Here is a 19,441-nt window from a genome sequence, read left to right as displayed (position 1 = left end):
TGGACAACGCTACGCGTTCCCAACATCCTGACACGACAAACAAACAATAATTAATAACTTTATAAAAATAACTGTCAACCTTTTTCAGGACGGGTCATTTCAAAATGCAAAAAACGCCTATTTTTTACACCATTGAAAATCAGTAAGTTATATCAAAATCTTGTTTCATTTTGTTTCACTCGATTTTTGCAAGTGGTTGTGGTTGAGGCAGATAGGTCTAAATCTTGTTTCACGTGTTTCACTTGTGTCACACGCGCGTGAAACAAACGCCTCTACCCACCCAGCCGGGCCGGCCATTCAACTTATTTAGTTAGCGCCCGATAGCTTATAAAAGATAGTTTATATATTTACCTCAACACCATATCCTAAGTATCAAACATACAGATAACAACCATGATAACCCGCAAATCAACCCTGATATGCCTGATGACTATATGCAGTCTGGGCACCATAGCGCAGCCAAAGAAAGCCCAGCCCAGCAAGATGGACAAGTTTGTTACCACCCTGCTAGCCAGGATGACGCTGGACGAGAAGATAGGCCAGCTTAACCTGCCCGCCATAGGCTTTGACGTTACCGGACCCATACTAAGCCAGGGCGTTGAAGGCAAGATTGAAAAGGGGCTGGTAGGCGGCGTGTTTAACACCTTTACACCCAACGCTGTACGTAAGCTACAGGAGCTGGCCGTAACTAAAACGAGGTTGAAGATACCCCTGCTGTTCGGCTATGATGTGATCCACGGACACAAGACGATATTCCCGATGCCCATAGCGCTGTCGGCCACCTGGAACCTGCCCCTGATACAGCAAACCGCCCGTGCCGCTGCCGAAGAGGCCAGCGCCGACGGGCTAAACTGGGTGTTCTCGCCCATGGTTGACATAGCCCGCGACCCACGCTGGGGCCGCGTTGCCGAGGGTGCCGGCGAGGACACGTGGTTAGGGTCGCAAATAGCCACAGCCATGGTAAAAGGCTACCAGGGCGATGACCTGTCGCTTAACAACACCGTGCTGGCCTGCGTTAAGCACTTCGCCCTTTACGGCGCTGCCGAGGGTGGCCGCGACTATAACACGGTTGACATGAGCGAGCGCAAGATGATGGAAACCTACCTACCACCCTACAAAGCCGCGGTAGACGCGGGCGCGGGCTCGGTAATGAGCTCGTTCAATGAGATCAACGGTACGCCAGCGGCTGCAAGCGGCGCCCTGTTAACCGACCTGCTGCGCAAGAAGTGGGGCTTCAAAGGCCTGGTAGCGACAGACTATACCGCCATTGTGGAGCTAACCAAGCACGGCATAGGCGACGTCCCCGAAGCGGGCAGGCAGGCCCTGATAGCCGGCAACGATATGGACATGGTGAGCGAGATCTACATCAACGAGCTAAAGAAACTGGTCCAAGCCAAGAAGCTGGATGTAGCCTACATTGACCTGGCTTGTCGCCGCGTGCTGGAGGCCAAGTACAAACTGGGCCTCTTTGACGACCCATACCGCTACGTGAACGAGGATCGCGCAGCTAACGAGATCATGAACGCCGAGAAGCTGGCGCTAAGCAAACGGGCAGCTGCCGAGAGCATCGTCTTACTAAAAAACAACAACGTGCTGCCGCTTAACCAGCAACAGAAGATCGCCTTTATTGGCCCGCTGGTGCAGGACAAGCGCAACCTGATAGGCAGTTGGAGCGGTGCCGGCGACTGGACAAAGGCCATAAGCGTTTGGGCCGGGGTTAACGAGAACTACCCTTCAAAAAAGTACACCTACACCAAGGGCTGCAACCTGATAGATGATAAGGACCTGATGGCCCGCCTGAACAGAAACGGCGCCGACCTAACCCTGGATGCGAAGTCGCCGGCGGATATGATAGACGAAGCGGTATCGGCAGCTAAGAAAGCTGATATTGCCGTGGTGGTGCTGGGCGAGTCGTTCATGATGACCGGCGAGGCCGCAAGTCGCAGCGATATCGGCCTGCCCGAAAATCAAAAGGCCCTACTAAAAGCCTTGAAGGCCACAGGCAAACCGATAGTATTGGTGCTAATGAACGGTCGTCCGCTAACCCTGCAATGGGAGGACGATAACCTTAACGCCATAGTCGAAACCTGGTACGGCGGCCACCGTGCCGGCGAAGCCATAGCCGACGTACTGTTTGGTAAGTACAACCCAAGCGGCAAGCTGACCATGACTTTCCCCCGTAACATAGGCCAGATACCGATCTACTACAGCGCCAAAAACACCGGCCGCCCGATAGACCCCAACGAGAAGTACACCTCTAAATACCTGGATGTGCCTAACACCCCACTGTATCCGTTTGGCTTCGGCCTGAGCTATGCTAAGTTTGAGTATGGTGCTATCAGCCTGAGTAAAGAGGTTATCAAAGCCACCGATAAACTGACAGCTACGGTAACCATTACCAACACCGGCAAATACGATGGCGAGGAGACCGCACAACTGTATGTCCGGGACGTGGTAGGTTCGGTCACCCGCCCTGTTAAGGAGCTTAAAGGATTTAAAAAGCTATTCCTCAAGGCTGGCGAGTCAAAAACTATTACCTTTGCGCTTGATGTCTACGACCTTAAGTTTTACGACATCAACATGAAGTACACTGCAGAGCCCGGCGAATTCCAGGTGTTTATAGGCACCAATTCGCGCGATTTGCAGACAGCTACTTTTAGATTATTATAAGTGAAATTGAATTGTAGATGAAGCCCGAACAAGCACCAATACCAGCCGCAAAAGAGAACATGCATCCGCGTAACCCGCACAGACAGGGTTATGATTTTAAGCAACTCATTAAAGCTAACCCTGATTTAAGACGCTTTTTAGGCGTAAACAAGTTCGAGGTTGAAACGATTGATTTTTCTGATGATGAGGCTGTTAAGGCTTTAAATAAGGCATTGTTAAAGCAATTTTACGGAGTTGATGGCTGGGATATCCCCGAAGGGTTTCTTTGCCCGCCTATTCCCGGCCGTGCAGATTATATACACCACGTAGCCGACTTGCTGGCTGATACCAACGAAGGCGCTATCCCGAAAGGAAACAAAGTAAATGTGCTTGACATCGGCACCGGAGCTAATCTGGTTTACCCATTGATTGGCACCAGCTTTTACGGCTGGCAGTTTGTTGGTACTGATATTGACCCAACGGCTATTCGCTCGGCAAGAGAGATCATCAGCTTAAATAAGGGTTTAGAGCGTAAGATAGAGATCCGTTTACAAGGCGGTGATGATGACATATTCGCCAACGTTTTTAAAGCGGATGAACGCTTTGATGTGACTGTTTGTAACCCACCGTTCCACGCATCGTTCAGAGAAGCGGCTGACGCTACGGCTACCAAATGGAAAAAGCTGGGTGTAATGAAAAAGCCGACTTTTTTAAACTTCGGCGGCCAGAAGAACGAGCTTTGGACCAAAGGTGGCGAGTCTGGATTTATCCGCCGTATGGTGGAGGAAAGTGTGAAATACGGCAAGCAAACCTTGTGGTTTACCACGCTGGTATCTAAAAAAGAGACCTTGCCCACGGTTTATAGCACCCTGAAGTTTGTTAAAGCAGCGGATGTTAAAACCATTAACATGTCGCACGGACAAAAGAACAGCCGCTTTATAGCGTGGACATTTTTAAGCCCTGAAGAACAAGCGGATTGGTTTAAGAAGAAGCGCGGCGAGGTGGAATAGACCGTTTAGAAGGTCATATGATATTTCTTTTAACTGCCGAGTAATATTTCAAGTTGATCAAATCATGCGGGATAGCCGGTTTGGTATTCCATCCAAAATGGATAGCCAGCGCGGTACCTAGTGCTGTTGCTTGAGCCATTGACGCAGCGTATACCTCAACATCAGGAAAAGCCTCTGCCAGCATGTGCATAAATACCGAGTTTTTGCTGAATCCGCCGTCTACAAAAATGCGCCTAACGGGGGTGTTTTTTAGTACCAGATCAGTAGCTTCTTTTTGCTGCGCAACAAGGCCGCGTACAAAATCATAATAGGTGACAATATCCTCGTCTTTCAAATCAGGGTCATAAGCCAGGTTGCGGTATCGTACCACGTCCCGGCCATATTTTTCAGAAATTGCTTTTAAACCCACATCAAACTCGTGACCTGTAAACAAGCGCGACGCTTTAACAGGTTTGCCCTTGTATTGAATATAGTTCAGACAGTCCTGTTGTAGCTCTTCGGCCGTTAAAGGTGTGTTGTCAAAGGGGTTTAAGCTGATGGCCCAGGTACCTGTAGAAAGTAGCACGAAGGGCATATTAAAGCTGGCCAAGTAAGGTATTAAAGCTGCCGAACTATCGTGCAACCCAATCCCCACCTGGTAATTATCTCCAGGCGTGGCAGGCTCAACAACGCCATTCGATGGCGCTATGGGCGCCAGTATCGCTGTCAAGCCTTCCCGCTTTACCCAATTGTGGTAATCATTCTTTTCAAAATCCCAAAGGGCGGTATGGCAGCCTATACTGGTGCAGTCAGAAAACGCACGACCGCTAATCAAGTAGCTTAAATACTGTGGCAAATGCAGCGCGTATTTGATGCGTTTAAATAACTCTGGTTGCTCGTATTTAATTCGGTATAGCTGCAAGCCCGAGTTTAGGCTTTCTAATGCCGGGCTTGCAGTTTCAAAAGCTATTTTAGCTTCATCGCCGTAAGTATCATAAAACTGTTTTTTAAGTTTTTCAGGATATGGTTTCAGATAGTTGTAAAGCGGGGCAATAGCCTCGCCACGCTCATCCAGATACACAAAACTTGCCCCGTACGCCGAGAAGTTAACCGCCTCTAACCGGAACTGCGGCAATCGCCTTACCTCGTTCAAGGAGTCGAAAATGGATTGTTTAAGCGCCTCCAGATTCTCGCAGGCAAAGCCATCCTCATCTACGGTTTCATTGAAACGTGCCGCTCGTTCAAACACAATATTATAACTCTCATCAAAAAGGAAGAGTTTTTTATTGGTTTTGCCGACATCAAAAACCGCAATAACTGGTATAGGGTTCATTACTATAAGCCGGTTGCCACGGTTTTTGCACCGCGTTGCTGTATTAAACTATCGCGCACCGCCTGCTCGCGATACAATGCTATTGGGTTTAATGAACCACCTGTACGCAAACGTGCTTCGGCTAATAACGGGCGCACATCTGTACGATAGGCAGCCTGTAAAATCTCTTGCGCTTTGGCAACATCATTATTTAATTGCGCACCAACCAATGCTTTCGTATCAACCAATAAAGCTTGCGCGTAAGCAATTTTTATGGCTTCTACAGATTGAATCAGGTCTTCAATTGGATCCTTAACGTTATGCGACGCATCGATCATCCAGCCAATACCGGTTGCATGGTTCAACCCACGCGCATCCATTCCCTCTACCAGTTCATTAAATATCAGGAACAATTGGTATGGGTTAATGCTGCCTACGGTAAGGTCATCATCACCGTATTTCGAATCGTTAAAATGGAAACCGGCTAGCTTTTGTTCCATTAGCAATAGCGACACAATTTGCTCAATGTTGGTGTTTGGCAGGTGGTGACCTAAGTCAACCAAAGTCAAAGCTTTTTTACCCAGTTTAGATGCTAACAGGTGCGATTGTCCCCAATCGCCAATCGTAGTCGAGTAAAAGTTAGGCTCGAAAGGTTTGTACTCTATCCATACTTTCCAATCGTCAGGCAGCGCCGCGTAAATTTGCTGCAAGCTGTCTAATGTATTTTGGAACGCATTACGGAAATTCAATTGTCCCGGAAAGTTTGACCCGTCTGACAACCAAACCGACAACGCGTTTGATCCTAGCTCAACGCCGTATTTTATAACCTCAATATTATGAGCAATTGCCTGGTCGCGCACCGCTTTATCTGTATGGTGCAACGAGCCAAATTTATAGCTCATCTTAGCATCTTTCTGGTCTTGAAACGTATTAGAGTTAACCGCGTCAAAATGTAACCCGTATTGGGCTGCATGGGCTTTGATGGCCATTGCATTCTCCGGGATGTCCCAGGGAATGTGGAGCGATATCGAATTACTTGAGCGGTTTAACCTGTGGATCATACCGACATCGCTGATCTTCTCTTCTAAATTGCGAGGCTCACCACCTCCAGAAAAACGGCCGAAACGTGTACCGCCCGTACCTAAGGCCCAACTCGGTATTGCAATATTGAATGCCTGCAGTTTTTGCAGTACACTATCAAGATTGTTTACATCCTCAGCAACAAAATCAAATTTGCGCTGGTGGTTTTTTATATGCAGATGATTGTGTTCATCAATTTTTAGTTGTTCCATGGTATAGGCAAATTAGCGTACAAATCCGGCGGCAACACCGCCATCAACATTTAATACATTCCCGGTTGATTTACCTAACAATCCACCCGCAAAAGCGAAGCAGGCATTGGCAATATCAACAGGTAAAATCACTTCATTTAGTAAGGTCCGTTTAGCATAGTATGCAGGCAGCTCGGCTACCGTTACACCATAAGCTTTCGCTCGGCCTTCGGCCCAGCCGCCAGCCCAAATATTACTGTCGCTAATTACCGCGTCGGGGTTAACCACGTTAACACGGATCTTATCGGCACCCAACTCAGCAGCATTTAGCCTGCTCAAGTGTAGCTGTGCAGCTTTTGCACTACCATAACCTGCATTGTTCGGGCCGCTTACCAAAGCGTTTTTACTTACAATGTTGATGATATCGCCACCAATATCTTGTTTCTTCATTACGTTAGATGCCGCCTGGGTTACCATAAATTGGCCCTTTACCAATACATCATATAACAGGTCCCAATCCTTTTCGGTGTGGTCTGCAATGGTTTTAGAGATAGATAGGCCGGCGTTATTAACGATCAGATCCACACCACCGAAAGCCAAAATAGCTTCGGACACGGCGTTATCAATTTGGTCTGCCTTTGTAACATCTAAAATAGCGGTGGTGTAAGCGTCTTTACCAAATAGTTTTTTAAACTCTTCGCCGGCAGTTTCTAAACGCTCGGCATTCATGTCGTTCAATACAACAACAGCACCCTCTTCGGCAAATTTTTTGGCTATGGCTTTGCCAATGCCACCGGCACTGCCGGTAACTAACGCAACACGCCCGGATAAAGCCTTAGGCTTAGGCATGCGTTGTAGTTTAGCTTCTTCCAACAACCAATATTCAATATTAAATGCTTCCTGGCGCGGTAAAGAGGTATAATCGGAAATAGCCTCTGCGCCTTTCATTACATTGATGGCGTTGGTGTAAAATTCGGCCGCTACACGTGCAGTCTGCTTGTCTTTAGCAAAGGTGAACATACCCACGCCAGGATATAAAAGTACCACCGGGTTGGCATCGCGTATAGCAGGGCTGTTTGCGTGCTTGCAGGTTTCGTAATACTCGGTATACATGGCCCGGTAAGCGTTGAATGCAGGTGCAAGGCGCGTTTTCAATGCTTCTACGTCGCTCAGGTCTTCGCCTTTGCCTAACTCCAAGACAAGCGGGCTAATCTTGGTACGTAAGAAGTGATCCGGGCAGCTGGTGCCTAAGGGCGCTAAACGGTCAAGATCATTTGAGTTGATAAACTCTAACACACGTGCATCATCCGTAAAATGACCGATCATGTTTTGTTTTGACGAGCAGAAACCCCGTAATATTGGCGCTAAAGCGATAGCCTGTTTTTTACGACCGGCTTCGTCTAAACTATCCAGTTTTTTACCACCGAAGATGGGGCCTTTTTTGCCATAGTTTTGCTCAAGATACTCGGCGCATTGCTCAATTACTTCGAGGGTATTGATATAACTTTCGTAAGCAGTATCGCCCCAGGTAAATAACCCGTGCGAGCCAAGCATGATACCACGGATTCCCGGATTGGCATCTAAACAAGCTTTTAATTGCAAGCCAAGCTCAAAGCCCGGTTTTTGCCACTCAACCCAACCAATTTTACCTTTAAACAGCTCGGCTGTTATTTGCTTGCCATCCTTTGCTGCCGCGATAGCGATTGCCGCGTCAGGGTGTAAGTGGTCTATGTGTTTAAAGGGTAAAAATCCGTGTAAGGGTGTATCAATTGATGGTGCTTTTGAAGCAAGATCATAAATAGTGTGATTAAATAACTCCACCATTTCGTCTTCATGCTCCAGGCCGCGATATACATTTTTAAGGCTGCGTAGTTTATCTACATATAGCGCGGCAAGTCCGTTCTTTTTAAGCGTGCCTATATCACCGCCTGATCCTTTGATCCACATTACCTCAACCTCCTGGCCGGTCAATGGATCTTTAGCCTGGGCTTTGCATGATGTGTTACCACCGCCATAGTTGGTTAACCGTAAATCAGCACCCAATAGGTTAGACCGGTATATTAGCAGGGCCACCTCGTCACCGGCAAGCTTTGCAGCTTCCGCATCGTCCCATAAATAGCTAACGTGCTTAAAATTTGTTTCCTTGATAGACATTATTGTACTGTGTTGATGTTATTTTATTGTTTGGATATCAGCTGTTTTCACAGCCGCTTTGTCTTTTAAATTATTGCCGTAACCCACAATAATTACCGATAATATAATGGTTGCAATGCCCAGCACTAAGGTGCCAAATGCTTTTTTGCTTACCGCTTTCCACTCTTTTAGTATTAAGCCCCACATGTTAGCTATCAATATGATAAAAGCCATGTGCAGTATCCACGAGCTGGCGCCATTGCCTAATTTACTCTCGCCCATTCCGTAGAAAAAGAACTGCAAAAACCAAGTTGTACCCGCCAATGCCGAGAAGATGTAGTTTTTCAATAATGGCGTGCTGCCATCGGTATAGTTACCAAATGTTTTGTTGCGGGCATTCAATATCATACACCAAATAAAGTTGGTGGTTAAGCCACCCCATAAGATAATGATATAAGTTACGTTGTTTTTGTACAGGAAATTGCTGTTATCGGTAATGCCGTTTGTCACACGCCAGGCGTCGTTTGCCGCGCTGGCCATAGCCGCACCGGCATCAATCCCGAAGGCGAAACAAGCGCTTAATATGCCTGATATAATAGCCACGGTAATGCCTAAACCAAATTTGTAATCTTTGTTTTCGTTGGCTGCCGCGCCTGCTTTGTTCAGGTCGCGCTCTTTTAAGGTGCCTGCACGGCCGCAGATGATAATGCCGATAACGCAAACCAAAATACCCAATAAAACCATTTGCCCCCAATGATTTGATGCCAGTAAACCAATGCTATCTTTACCTGCTGCCGGGGCGAACTGGTAGTAAACGGCGGGTACTAACGCACCAAACACCGAGCACAAACCTAGTATAATGGTGCTGCCTAATGATACACCGAGATAACGCACACCAAGGCCGTATGTTAAACCACCTATTCCCCACAATAAACCGAAGAAATAGGTTAGCCCTAATATGCCCCCGTTGGTGGCTTTAATGATCTCTACAAAATTAGGAACAGTTAGCCAGGCCGCAATTGGCGGAACGATGAGCCATGAAAAAATGCCGCCCACTATCCAGAAACTCTCCCAGGCCCAGCCTTTTACTTTCTTGTATGGGATATAAAAACTACCGGAAGCAAAACCGCCGATAAAGTGAAATATTACACCTAAAATTACTTGCATTTTGCTAAGGTTTACATTGATGTACTGAAGTGATAATTACCCGACCCTACGTTAACGGCTGTGTAGCCCTCAACTTGTTCGCCTGATTTGGTGACAGGCTTGCCACCCTCGGTAACCGCGCCGGCGCCTTTTGTAGGCACGTAAACGGTAGCCGTTGTGTTTGGCGGGATAACCACATCAAGCACAAAGTTGCCACCCTCAACTTTCCAGCTTGAGGTTACCTTGCCATAAGGCGTTTCGTAATTAGCATCTACCTTGGTAAAGTTGCCACCAATGGTTGGTTTAATGGTAATGCCTTTATAACCTACCTGGTCTGCCTTGGTATCAATACCCGCTACGGTGCGGTACATCCAGTCGCCAATAGCGCCGTATGCATAGTGGTTGTAGGAGTTCATAGATGGTACTTCCAATGTGCCGTCAGGGTGTATGCCGTTCCATCTTTCCCAAATAGTGGTAGCACCCATTTTAATAGGGTATAACCATGATGGGTAACTGTCTTGCAATAGCAGTTTAAATGCTACATCAGCATAACCAAAACGGCTAAGTGCGTTGGCTAAATAGGGCGTGCCTAAAAAGCCTGTGGTTAAATGGTTGCCATAGCGCCTAACGTTATCTGCCAAACGTTTTGCCGCTTGCGGACGCAGATTTTCAGGCAGCATATCAAATTGTAAAGCAAGTGTGTAAGCGGTTTGGGTGTCTGAAGATATCAGTCCATTTGCGGTTACATATTCGTTATTGAAAGCTTGTTTAACCTCGGCCAACAATTTGGTGTAGGTGGCTACATCCTGCGTGTTACCCAGCACTTTAGCTGTATTAACCAATATTTGCGTTGAGTAGGCATAGAAGCACTGCGCAATTAAGTATTTACTGGTGATAGCCGCTGTGCCGTCGTTATCATCATTTCGGGTAAAGAAAAGCCAGTCGCCAAAATGGCTGCCGGTGTTCCATAGGTTGTTGCGGCTACGGCCTTTCATACACTCCACCCAAGCCTTCATACTTGGGTATTGGGCAGCTAAAATATCTTTATCGCCATAGGCCAGATACATATTCCAGGGAATGATGGTTGCCGCGTCGCTCCAGCCTGCGCTGCCGCCACCGCCTGATGGTTTGCCATTATCAAAAGCATCAGGGATTACGTGTGGTACGCTGCCATCTTTATATTGGTCAAGCGCTAAATCCTTCATCCATTTATCAAAAAACGTATGTACGTTCATGTTATAGGTAGCTGTGCGAGAGAAAACCTGCGCGTCGCCGGTCCAGCCTAAACGCTCGTCGCGTTGCGGGCAATCTGTAGGGATGTCAATAAAGTTACCACGCTGGCCCCACTCAATATTGTGTTGCAGCTGGTTTATCATCGGGTTAGAAGTAGCAAAGGTGCCTGTAACCGGCATGTCAGAATATATAGCTATCGCCTCAAAGTCCTCAAGCTTAATATCACCCGGGTAGCCTTCTATCCTGATAAACCTGAAACCTTGCCAGGTAAACTTAGGCTCAAAGGTTTCTTGAGCGCCACCTTTTAAAATAAAGGTGTTGATACATTTGGCATCGCGAAGATTGTCTGTATAAAAGTTGCCTGCTTTGTCCATTACTTCGGCATGGCTGATCACTATTTTGTCGCCCGCTTTACCGCTTACTTTAAATTTAACCCAGCCAACTAAATTCTGGCCAAAGTCGATCACTTTTTCGCCTTTTGGAGTGGCGAGTATTTTAAGCGCTTTAAATCCTTCTTTCTTTTTAACAGTTTCGTTAGCTGTGGCTATCAATACATTTTTTGGATAATTCTGTACGCTTACAGCGGTCCATTTCGCATCGTCAAAACCGGCGGTAGCCCAGCCTTTTTGCTCCATCCGGGCGTCTATGGTCGACCCCATGTAGATCTCGGCATAACGTACTTCGCCGGTGCTGGTTTTCCAGGTGTTATCTGTGCCGATTACTTCGGTGCTGCCATCAGCATAGGTGATATTTATTTGCATGAGCAGGGCGATGTCTTTACCATAAATTTCTTTACGGGTACCAATACCATAAATGCCACGATACCAGCCACTGCCTAATGATGCGCCAACAGCATTAGCGCCTGATTTTAGCAGGTTAGTAACATCATAAGCCTGGTATTGTATGCGTTTGTTATAGCTGGTGTAGCCGGGTGTAAGGTAGTCTGTACCTACACGCTGTCCGTTTATATGCGCCTCGTATATACCATGTGCGGTAATGTAAGCGGTAGCCGATTTTATCTTTTTGCCAGTAGCAAATCCTTTTCTGAACATGGGGCTGGGGCGGCCTGCCTCTTCTGTACCCGGGCCAATCCATTGGGCTTTCCAGTCGCTTTCGGTTAATAAACCCATTTGAAAAGTAGCGGTTGCCCAGTCGGACGCTTTGCCTTTATTGTCCCAAACTTTAACCTGCCAGGTGTATTTTTTACCGGATGTTAGGGGGGTGCCTTTGTAAGTAATAAAGGTAGATTGATCGCTGTTTGCTTTCCCGGGTGCCCAAACTATGCGTTTAGCGTCATCGGTTACCTTAATTTCGTAAGCGGTTTGCATTACGTTGCGCCCCGTGCCGGGTGTTAACTGCCAGCTAAAGCGTGGTGCCGCGGCATCAATACTCGTAGGGTTGGGCAGGTTCTCGGTAAGGAGGCGTTGTATTTTTACCTGGGCCCGTGCTACCTGGGCCGCAAGTAAGACAATAAATAAAAAGAGTACTTTTCTCATTGTTTATTAAAAAAGGATGTATAATTGGTTACGGCAAGTTAACAAAATTCATTTCGGTTAACTATCCCCTACTGTCTTGGCAGCTATGAAAAATTATCTTAAAATCATCCAGATTGATGAACATTCGATCACCCCAAAATACCTGCAGATATGCAACAGTATACTGCGTGGTATTGAGGATGGCAGGGTAGAGAAGGACGACATTTTACCCTCAATAAACGACTTGAGTATTGCCCTGGAAGTGGCACGTAATACTATTGAGCGGGCTTATAAAGAGTTAAAAAAGTACAATGTCATCAACTCTGTAGCGGGTAAGGGGTATTTCATCAGCACAACACAATTTAACCAGCCGGTAAAAGTGCTGCTGTTGTTTAACAAGCTTAGCGCCCATAAAAAGATAATTTATGATGCCTTTGCCGAGGTGCTGGGCAGCAATGCGGCTATCGACTTTTATATATATAACAGCAACTTCAACTTCTTTAAAAAGCTGCTTACAGGTGGCAATATCGATCATTATTCAAAGCTAATCATCATCCCCCATTTTGTTGAGAATAGTGAAGCTGCCCGAACGTTGATCAATGAGCTGCCCAAGGATAAACTGATCCTGATGGACCGGCTGGAAAACATAACCGGCGATTTTGGCGCGGTGTATGAGAATTTTGAGCGCGACATTTACGACGCGCTTAGCCAGCTATTAGATAAGCTGAGTAAGTACCATACTATTAAAATCATTTTCCCAGTGCATAGTTATTACCCTAAAGAGATACTGAAGGGCTTTATTAATTTTTGCCGTCAGTATGCTTTTGAATATGCTACCATCCCCGGTTTAGCAGATGAGACGCTGTCGCCTGGTACGGTTTATATCAATTTAATGGAGGACGATTTGGTAGAGCTGGTGGAGAAGATCATCAGTAACAAGTTAAAGGTGGGCGAGGATATAGGTGTGATATCTTACAACGAAACGCCGTTAAAGAAAATCATCCTGAACGGCATCACCACCATTTCGACGGATTTTAAGATGATGGGCGAGAAAGCGGCTGAGATGGTGCTGAATAATACCAAGGAACATATTGCTATCCCGTTTAAGGTTACGGATAGGGAGTCGTTGTAAGGTTGTCTGGCGGGAGACGCAACGCATTGCGTCTCTACATCGTAAATTTCTGATAAACATTATACAACACGTTCAGATCTAACTGGCTTAGCCGCGCTGTGCTGTCTGTTTGCACAAAATGCCGTTTAAAGGCAACAATGGCGGCATTAACATCGCTTACGTCGTACCCTATTAATTTTAACGCTGTTTTATAGTCAAAGTTTTCCGGCGCCGGTTCAAGGACGTCATCGCGCCAAATGCCAAAACCGTTTTCGGAAAGGATTTTCCAGGGAAAATAAGTGCCGGGATCAACTTTTCGTTTAGGCGCAAAGTCCTGGTGGCCTAAAAAATTAGCTTGTGGTATAGCGTATGCCTTTTTTAGCTGGGCTAGTAGTAATATCAGGCTTTTGGTTTGGGCAGTGGTGAAAGGCTCATTGCCTTTGTTATCAATCTCAATACCCAGCGATATGCTGTTCATGTCGGTAAGGCTGCCCCATTTCCCTACCCCGGCATGGTTTGAACGCAGGTAATCGTTTACCATGTGGTAAACTTTGCCATCTTTTCCTATCAGGTAGTGCGCGCTAACCTCAGTATGTTTTAAGGTAAAGGTGCGTATGGTTTGTTGGACCGAGTCTTGCGCGGTATAGTGCATTATTACATAGTTAGCCTTACGAATACCAAAGTTTACCGATGCAACCCATTCGGACGGCGCAGCTAATAATCCGCTACTATCCATCAGCATTACAGATTGCTGCAACTTCACTATGCCAACCAGCGAATCTGCTTTGACATTGTAAATACTGTCGGTAGTAAAATATGGAGGCTTTACCACCTTGGTTTTAGCAGCTGTAGTAGCGTTTGCTGCCGCTGCATTGTTTTTAACGGGCGCCAACTTGGGCGAACATGATGCTATCGCGATAGCAACAAACAAAAAGATATAAGTGCAAAGGGGTTTGCCTGGGGTAAACATGGGGCTAAGTTAATTATTAACCCAACACTGCTAAGCAATTTTTGTGTTACTTACGATTCTTATCGTAATAATCTTCCAACTTGTACTTGTACCCCTCTTGCTGAAAAAGATCCATTATGCGCAGAAAAGATTTGTAATTTGTAGTGTAGGCAAAGGCGTATTGAGCACTCTCCAGCTTGGCATCATCGGTTAAAAACTGGTTAAGTAGTTTAATAAGCTGGTCCATATTAATGCCTTTGCCTTTAAGCAGTGATTTAAACTCGGCAATCTTTTCTTTATCGTTATTTTTTTGCTGCAGAGCTTTTAGAACCGTGCCTGCTTCGGCATCGCTCATGGCCTCTTTAGGGTGAGTGATTTTCCTGGTGGTATCTTTACCCAGATTAATGGTAACTGATTTTGCTACTACCGGTTTTAGAAAACCGATCATGGCTACAAACAAAGCTAAGGTGTAAAGGGGAATTTTCATAAAGCAATAATTAGGGGTATCAATTTAATGCAAGATACGACAGCATATGAAGCACAGCAATTAATTGTGCTTTGGTGCAACCCTATAGTTAAAAATACACCATTGGTTAAATGACGCGCAACCGTGGGTTAATTACTGGCTGTGCTGGCATCGTTAAACGTATCGCCCTGGCTCAGGTCACCGGTTTCAAAGCCTTTTTTAAACCAGCGCATTCGCTGTGCGCTGCTGCCATGGGTAAAACTGTCGGGTGCTACCCGGCCCTGGTATTTCTCCTGCAGCCGGTCGTCGCCAATTTGGTTAGCTGCGTTAAGTGCTGCTTCAACATCACCAGGCTCAAATACAATATTGTTGTGGTTGTTTTTATTAGTGTAGTGTGCCCAAATGCCGGCGTAAAAATCGGCTTGTAGCTCAAGCTTAACAGATAGCTTATTGTATTCGGTTTCGCTCATACTGCCACGGGCCTGCTGCATTTTTTCGGATGTACCCATAAGGTTTTGAATATGATGGCCTACCTCATGCGCTATAACGTAAGCCGATGCTGCCTCGCCGGGCGCGCCAAATTTATTGGCCAGCTCATCAAAGAAACTCAGATCAAGGTAAACCTTGCTATCTGCCGGGCAGTAAAAAGGGCCGGTGGCCGATTCGGCATAACCACAGCCACCCGCTTCAACAGCATCTGTGTAAAAATGTAGTACAGGGTGCTGGTAGGTTTCGCCCCGGGCGGTATACAGGCTGTCCCAAACAACAGTAGTACCTTCGAATATTACGCGGGCAAATTGTTTCTCGCGGCTATCCGTGCCACCACCAGGTACGGTGTTAATTTGTTCTGACTTATTGCCGCCGCCATCCAAAAGCTGTGCTGGATTAAAGCCGGTAAACATATAAATAACCGCGCCTATCAGGCCAATTATCCCGCCGCCAAACGCCAAACCACGGCCGCCGCCACTTGAACTGCCTTCTTCAACGTCGTTACTTTGATTACCGCCAAACCATTTCATAATATGTGTTTTAATTTAGCTGTTTAACAGGAAGGAGAATGTGTTTGTTTGATTTGATATTATGATTTTGCATACAGCTTGTCCAATAGCCGGTTTGCCTGCGGGGCCGCCATGCAACAGCGGGAAGCATAGCATCCTAAATAATTGTCAAGAAAGATAAGTTTAAAACTGAATGGTAACCGCAGGAATCGGCTACTAAGAAGAAGTAAAATTCTAAAAAGCCGGGTATGCTGCCTTTGGCCTTTACAGCATACCCAATGCCTTGCAGGCCCTAACCCCTACGCAGCAACTTGCTTTTTTGTAATGATAAGGTCGCACACGTCAACCTCAAAAACTTCGGCAATTTCAAATATGCGTTGTATGCTGATACTTGATAAGCCAATTTCTATTTTGCTATAAGCGTTTTGTGATATGTTTAACCTTAACCCCAAATACTCTTGCGAGTAGTTTTTAGTTAATCGGGCTTTGCGGATATTAGCCGCTATTGCGCTTTTATTATACATATAGTTAATTTATTTAATACAGATACGGGGATTAGTTTGATGCGGTTTTTGAAGAAGTCATGTTTATTGTTAACTTAGTTTACCAAAACCAAACCTGACATGGAGAAGGCCATAACGCTAACTATACTGTTGTATTTAAGCCCTTTAATTTTATTAGCACAAAAAGGGATAACGTTTAAAGTTGAAAAATTAAGCGCACCTAAAATAAAGGTACTTGCAACCAAACCTTATGATAGTATACTGCAAACTTTAATAGCTATTGAGAAAGCAGGGGTGCGTAATGGCAACCTACAGTTGCCATCTGTGCCGGCCAATATAGTAGCTAAAAGTAAAATTCAAGGTCGGCTGATATCGCAACAAGGGCATGCTTTTTTTGATGGAGTTTACACGGCCTATGCATATCACCACCCCATTACGCTTTCGCCGGACATGATATGGCTGGTGATTAGCCAGGGCTTTGCTATCCACGTTAACAAGCATGCAGAAGAGCTGCGCAAACTGTTTGTTGATTTTGAAGGAAAGAAAGAACTCCTTGTTGAAAGCAACACCATTAGCATTGACAACCCTGACAGCCCCTGGGAAGAAGCATTTTCGGGCTTTGATGAGCAAATAAGCAAGTACACCAGCAATGGCGTCGCCGGCGTTTTAACATCAAACTTCAGCACCACTACGGCGGTTACAAAAGTAGCATCACAAATAACATTGATGAACGCTTTGCAGCCCTATTTTGATTATAAGCTGGTAACAACGGGTTGCGGCATACCTGAAGTAACGTTAGAAGGCACAACGGCTGATTGGGAAAGTGTTTTAACCCGGGCCCAGGCATTGCGTAAGTACAAACTGGACTGGTGGATAAATGAGTTAGAACCTGTACTAAAACAGTTTGTGGCGGCATCAAATGGTAAGGTCAACAACAACTTTTGGCGTAATATGGTTAAACAACGCACGGTGAGCTATGACGGTGCCTGCGGAAGCGGAAAAGCAGAAATTATTGACGGCTGGATAGTAAAGTTTTATCCTTATAATAATTTGAGCGAAAGAAATGGTTTAAAAAGTATGGCGGCCGGGTCTGCCCAGATAAATCAATTACCAAGCGAGGTTTTAAAAGTTGACTTGAAATACGTTGACATTAGCGCGCCCGATAAACCGGTAAAAAGTGACCTGGAACTTTATGCCGGCTTTGTTGGGCTGGAACAACGGGCGGATAATTTTGGACTAAAACCTGTTATTGGCTGGATGGTGCGTAAAAAATAACCTTACTCACTATACACATATCTGCATATTTGCATATCTGCACATCAAAAACTTACCTTTGCGGCAATGAGTAAGATACCCTATAACAAGGTTTTTGAAGATGTTGCCGTAATTGATATTGCCGAAGAGGGCAAGGGCGTAGGCAAGGCAGAAGAATATGTGTTGTTTATTGAGAAAGCCGTACCGGGCGATGTAGCCGATGTACAGGTTTACCGCAGCAAGAAAAACTTCGGCGAAGCCAAGATCATCAACATCAAAAAACCAAGCGAGCACCGTACCGAGCCATTTTGCCCGCACTTTGGAACCTGTGGAGGCTGCAAGTGGCAACACATGACGTATGATGCGCAACTGCAGTTCAAACAAAAGTCGGTTGCCGACGCCTTGAGCAGATTAGGGAAGATTGACGTTTCGGGTATGATGCCGATAGTTCCCTCGCCGGCAGACCGTTACTATCGTAATAAACTGGAGTTTACCTTCAGCAACAAGCGCTGGTTGTACGAAGGCGAGAGCCGTGACGACGAATCACTGAACATGAACGCCCTGGGTTTTCACATCCCCGGCCGTTTTGATAAGATATTGGACGTGCAGCACTGTTATTTGCAGGCTGACCCAAGTAACGACATTCGCAACCGAATTGATGAGTTTGGCAAACAGCACGGTTATACCTACTATGATCTGCGAAACCATACCGGAAATTTGCGCAATCTGATCATCCGTACGTCGTCAACCGGCGAGCTGATGGTGATCGTTGTTTTCGCTTACGCGGATGAAGAGGAGGTGAGCAAGCTGATGCGTTTTGTCGAAATTGAGTTCCCCGAAATTACCTCGTTACTATACGTGCTTAACCACAAGAAAAACGATACCATATTTGACCAGGATGTACTTGCCTGGAAAGGCCCGGAGTATATTCACGAAGAAATGCTGGGTATAAAGTTTCGCATCGGTCCAAAATCGTTTTATCAAACTAATAGTATACAGGCACTAAAGCTTTATGAAATAACCCGCGACTTTGCCGAGTTTAAAGGCGATGAAAAGGTGTATGACCTTTACACAGGCGCCGGCACCATAGCCAACTTTGTGGCCGGCCATGTTAAAGAGGTAATTGGCGTTGAATATGTACCAAGCGCTATTGAAGATGCCAAAGTTAACAGCGCCATAAACAACATTACCAATACCAAATTTTATGCAGGCGATATGAAAGATGTATTGTCGGCCGAGTTTGTACTGGAGCACGGCAAGCCGGATGTGATTATTACAGACCCCCCACGGGCAGGTATGCACGCCGATGTGGTAGCACGGCTGATGGAAATAGAAGCCGAAAGGATTGTGTATGTAAGCTGTAACGCCGCCACGCAGGCCCGTGATTTGCTGATCCTGAAAGAGAAATACGATACAGTGAAAATACAGCCGGTAGATATGTTTCCGCATACGCAGCATGTAGAGAACGTAGTGCTGTTAAAGATAAAGAAGTAGGAAGTACAGATAGATATGGAACCGGAAGAATTGCTTAATGAAAGCCGTGGCGAACAGCCAAAACCAGCCGCTGATAGCCCACTTGTAAGCTTACGCAGGGATTTGAAAATGTTCAGCGAATCGTTGTACGAAGTTGCTGTAGAGATTAAGGTAGAGGGATTATCCAAATACCCCATCTTCGTGGCCCATCAGCACGAACTAAAACTAGGCGAGTTGATACTTGACCGGGTTGAGCTTAATACAGATTGGACCATCCACGCATCAACCCTGGAAGAATTTATGGAGCGCGGCGTAGTAAAAGCCGAACTTAAAAATCGTTTTATAGAGACCTACAAAGACCCCAAAGATTTTATGTGCGTATTTGTAGTGGTGCCAGAGGGCGCAAACTTTGTATTTGTACCTTACGAATAGCTTTAAAAGGATATTTAATATATTTACAAAGACATCCTAGTAAGACA

General features: G+C 45.9%; 15 protein-coding genes. 6 read left to right on the top strand and 9 right to left on the bottom strand.

Annotation, left to right across the window (positions count from 1 at the left end; translation table 11 throughout):
- Window positions 1–393 precede the first annotated feature (393 nt).
- A complete protein-coding gene (gene bglX, locus ACFSYC_RS14110; RefSeq protein ID WP_377128884.1) occupies window positions 394–2,670 on the top strand; it encodes a beta-glucosidase BglX in 2,277 nt (758 codons plus the stop codon).
- Between the two features lie 17 nt (window positions 2,671–2,687).
- On the top strand, window positions 2,688–3,659 hold the full coding sequence (gene rlmF / locus ACFSYC_RS14105) for a 23S rRNA (adenine(1618)-N(6))-methyltransferase RlmF (protein WP_377128881.1): 972 nt from the start codon (window positions 2,688–2,690) through the stop codon (window positions 3,657–3,659).
- Between the two features lie 13 nt (window positions 3,660–3,672).
- Here rlmF and ACFSYC_RS14100 read toward each other — a convergent pair whose 3' ends face one another.
- From ACFSYC_RS14100 to ACFSYC_RS14080, 5 genes are read right to left on the bottom strand one after another with little or no spacing between them, the layout of a single operon-like run.
- Window positions 3,673–4,971, bottom strand: coding sequence for an FGGY-family carbohydrate kinase (locus ACFSYC_RS14100; protein WP_377128878.1), 1,299 nt, complete (start codon window positions 4,969–4,971; stop codon window positions 3,673–3,675).
- A 2-nt stretch (window positions 4,972–4,973) separates the two neighbouring features.
- On the bottom strand, window positions 4,974–6,242 hold the full coding sequence (locus ACFSYC_RS14095; RefSeq protein ID WP_377128873.1) for a TIM barrel protein: 1,269 nt from the start codon (window positions 6,240–6,242) through the stop codon (window positions 4,974–4,976).
- A 12-nt stretch (window positions 6,243–6,254) separates the two neighbouring features.
- Entirely contained in the window at window positions 6,255–8,375 is a 2,121-nt protein-coding gene (locus ACFSYC_RS14090; RefSeq protein WP_377128871.1) for a bifunctional aldolase/short-chain dehydrogenase, read from the bottom strand.
- Window positions 8,376–8,393: 18 nt separating this feature from the next.
- The gene (gene rhaT / locus ACFSYC_RS14085; RefSeq protein ID WP_377128868.1) at window positions 8,394–9,521 is read right to left on the bottom strand and encodes an L-rhamnose/proton symporter RhaT; all 1,128 of its coding nucleotides are present in this window, start codon (window positions 9,519–9,521) and stop codon (window positions 8,394–8,396) included.
- 11 nt (window positions 9,522–9,532) lie between these two features.
- Complete coding sequence (locus tag ACFSYC_RS14080; protein ID WP_377128865.1) at window positions 9,533–12,229, bottom strand: glycoside hydrolase family 78 protein; 2,697 nt, start codon at window positions 12,227–12,229, stop codon at window positions 9,533–9,535.
- Between the two features lie 85 nt (window positions 12,230–12,314).
- On the opposite strand from ACFSYC_RS14080, the gene ACFSYC_RS14075 reads away from it, so the two are divergent.
- A complete protein-coding gene (locus ACFSYC_RS14075; RefSeq protein ID WP_377128863.1) occupies window positions 12,315–13,340 on the top strand; it encodes a GntR family transcriptional regulator in 1,026 nt (341 codons plus the stop codon).
- A gap of 34 nt (window positions 13,341–13,374) precedes the next feature.
- Here ACFSYC_RS14075 and ACFSYC_RS14070 read toward each other — a convergent pair whose 3' ends face one another.
- The 4 genes from ACFSYC_RS14070 to ACFSYC_RS14055 form a co-directional block, all read right to left on the bottom strand.
- Window positions 13,375–14,289 carry an N-acetylmuramoyl-L-alanine amidase gene (locus ACFSYC_RS14070; RefSeq protein WP_377128860.1) on the bottom strand — a complete coding sequence of 305 codons (915 nt, stop codon included), beginning with the start codon at window positions 14,287–14,289 and terminating at the stop codon, window positions 13,375–13,377.
- Between the two features lie 46 nt (window positions 14,290–14,335).
- Window positions 14,336–14,755: a DUF4476 domain-containing protein gene (locus ACFSYC_RS14065; protein WP_377128857.1), complete on the bottom strand. Its 420-nt coding sequence runs from the start codon at window positions 14,753–14,755 to the stop codon at window positions 14,336–14,338.
- A 128-nt stretch (window positions 14,756–14,883) separates the two neighbouring features.
- Entirely contained in the window at window positions 14,884–15,753 is an 870-nt protein-coding gene (gene ypfJ / locus ACFSYC_RS14060) for a KPN_02809 family neutral zinc metallopeptidase (protein WP_377128854.1), read from the bottom strand.
- Between the two features lie 278 nt (window positions 15,754–16,031).
- A complete protein-coding gene (locus tag ACFSYC_RS14055; RefSeq protein WP_377128851.1) occupies window positions 16,032–16,256 on the bottom strand; it encodes a helix-turn-helix domain-containing protein in 225 nt (74 codons plus the stop codon).
- Between the two features lie 99 nt (window positions 16,257–16,355).
- Between ACFSYC_RS14055 and ACFSYC_RS14050 the strand changes: the two genes are divergently transcribed.
- The 3 genes from ACFSYC_RS14050 to ACFSYC_RS14040 all read left to right on the top strand — a co-directional run bounded on the left by ACFSYC_RS14050 (window position 16,356) and on the right by ACFSYC_RS14040 (window position 19,394).
- Complete coding sequence (locus ACFSYC_RS14050; protein WP_377128848.1) at window positions 16,356–17,510, top strand: DUF4419 domain-containing protein; 1,155 nt, start codon at window positions 16,356–16,358, stop codon at window positions 17,508–17,510.
- 66 nt (window positions 17,511–17,576) lie between these two features.
- On the top strand, window positions 17,577–18,983 hold the full coding sequence (rlmD, locus tag ACFSYC_RS14045; RefSeq protein WP_377128845.1) for a 23S rRNA (uracil(1939)-C(5))-methyltransferase RlmD: 1,407 nt from the start codon (window positions 17,577–17,579) through the stop codon (window positions 18,981–18,983).
- Between the two features lie 15 nt (window positions 18,984–18,998).
- Window positions 18,999–19,394, top strand: a complete 396-nt coding sequence (locus ACFSYC_RS14040; protein WP_377128842.1) for a hypothetical protein — start codon at window positions 18,999–19,001, stop codon at window positions 19,392–19,394.
- Window positions 19,395–19,441 lie beyond the last annotated feature (47 nt).

Source organism: Mucilaginibacter antarcticus (assembly GCF_042686155.1).
Lineage (GTDB): Bacteria > Bacteroidota > Bacteroidia > Sphingobacteriales > Sphingobacteriaceae > Mucilaginibacter > Mucilaginibacter antarcticus.
The sequence above is the reverse complement of the archived record's forward strand: the minus strand, read 5'-3'. Positions and strand labels throughout refer to the sequence as shown.

Bases quoted from the DNA above. Each gene is read 5' to 3' on its own strand.
- ACFSYC_RS14100 (WP_377128878.1), bottom strand. From the start codon at position 4,971: ATGAACCCTATACCAGTTATTGCGGTTTTTGATGTCGGCAAAACCAAT.
- ACFSYC_RS14090 (WP_377128871.1), bottom strand. From the start codon at position 8,375: ATGTCTATCAAGGAAACAAATTTTAAGCACGTTAGCTATTTATGGGAC.
- ACFSYC_RS14095 (WP_377128873.1), bottom strand. From the start codon at position 6,242: ATGGAACAACTAAAAATTGATGAACACAATCATCTGCATATAAAAAAC.
- ACFSYC_RS14055 (WP_377128851.1), bottom strand. From the start codon at position 16,256: ATGTATAATAAAAGCGCAATAGCGGCTAATATCCGCAAAGCCCGATTA.
- ACFSYC_RS14070 (WP_377128860.1), bottom strand. From the start codon at position 14,289: ATGTTTACCCCAGGCAAACCCCTTTGCACTTATATCTTTTTGTTTGTT.
- ypfJ (WP_377128854.1), bottom strand. From the start codon at position 15,753: ATGAAATGGTTTGGCGGTAATCAAAGTAACGACGTTGAAGAAGGCAGT.
- rhaT (WP_377128868.1), bottom strand. From the start codon at position 9,521: ATGCAAGTAATTTTAGGTGTAATATTTCACTTTATCGGCGGTTTTGCT.
- ACFSYC_RS14040 (WP_377128842.1), top strand. From the start codon at position 18,999: ATGGAACCGGAAGAATTGCTTAATGAAAGCCGTGGCGAACAGCCAAAA.
- ACFSYC_RS14075 (WP_377128863.1), top strand. From the start codon at position 12,315: ATGAAAAATTATCTTAAAATCATCCAGATTGATGAACATTCGATCACC.
- ACFSYC_RS14065 (WP_377128857.1), bottom strand. From the start codon at position 14,755: ATGAAAATTCCCCTTTACACCTTAGCTTTGTTTGTAGCCATGATCGGT.
- bglX (WP_377128884.1), top strand. From the start codon at position 394: ATGATAACCCGCAAATCAACCCTGATATGCCTGATGACTATATGCAGT.
- ACFSYC_RS14080 (WP_377128865.1), bottom strand. From the start codon at position 12,229: ATGAGAAAAGTACTCTTTTTATTTATTGTCTTACTTGCGGCCCAGGTA.
- rlmF (WP_377128881.1), top strand. From the start codon at position 2,688: ATGAAGCCCGAACAAGCACCAATACCAGCCGCAAAAGAGAACATGCAT.
- ACFSYC_RS14050 (WP_377128848.1), top strand. From the start codon at position 16,356: ATGGAGAAGGCCATAACGCTAACTATACTGTTGTATTTAAGCCCTTTA.
- rlmD (WP_377128845.1), top strand. From the start codon at position 17,577: ATGAGTAAGATACCCTATAACAAGGTTTTTGAAGATGTTGCCGTAATT.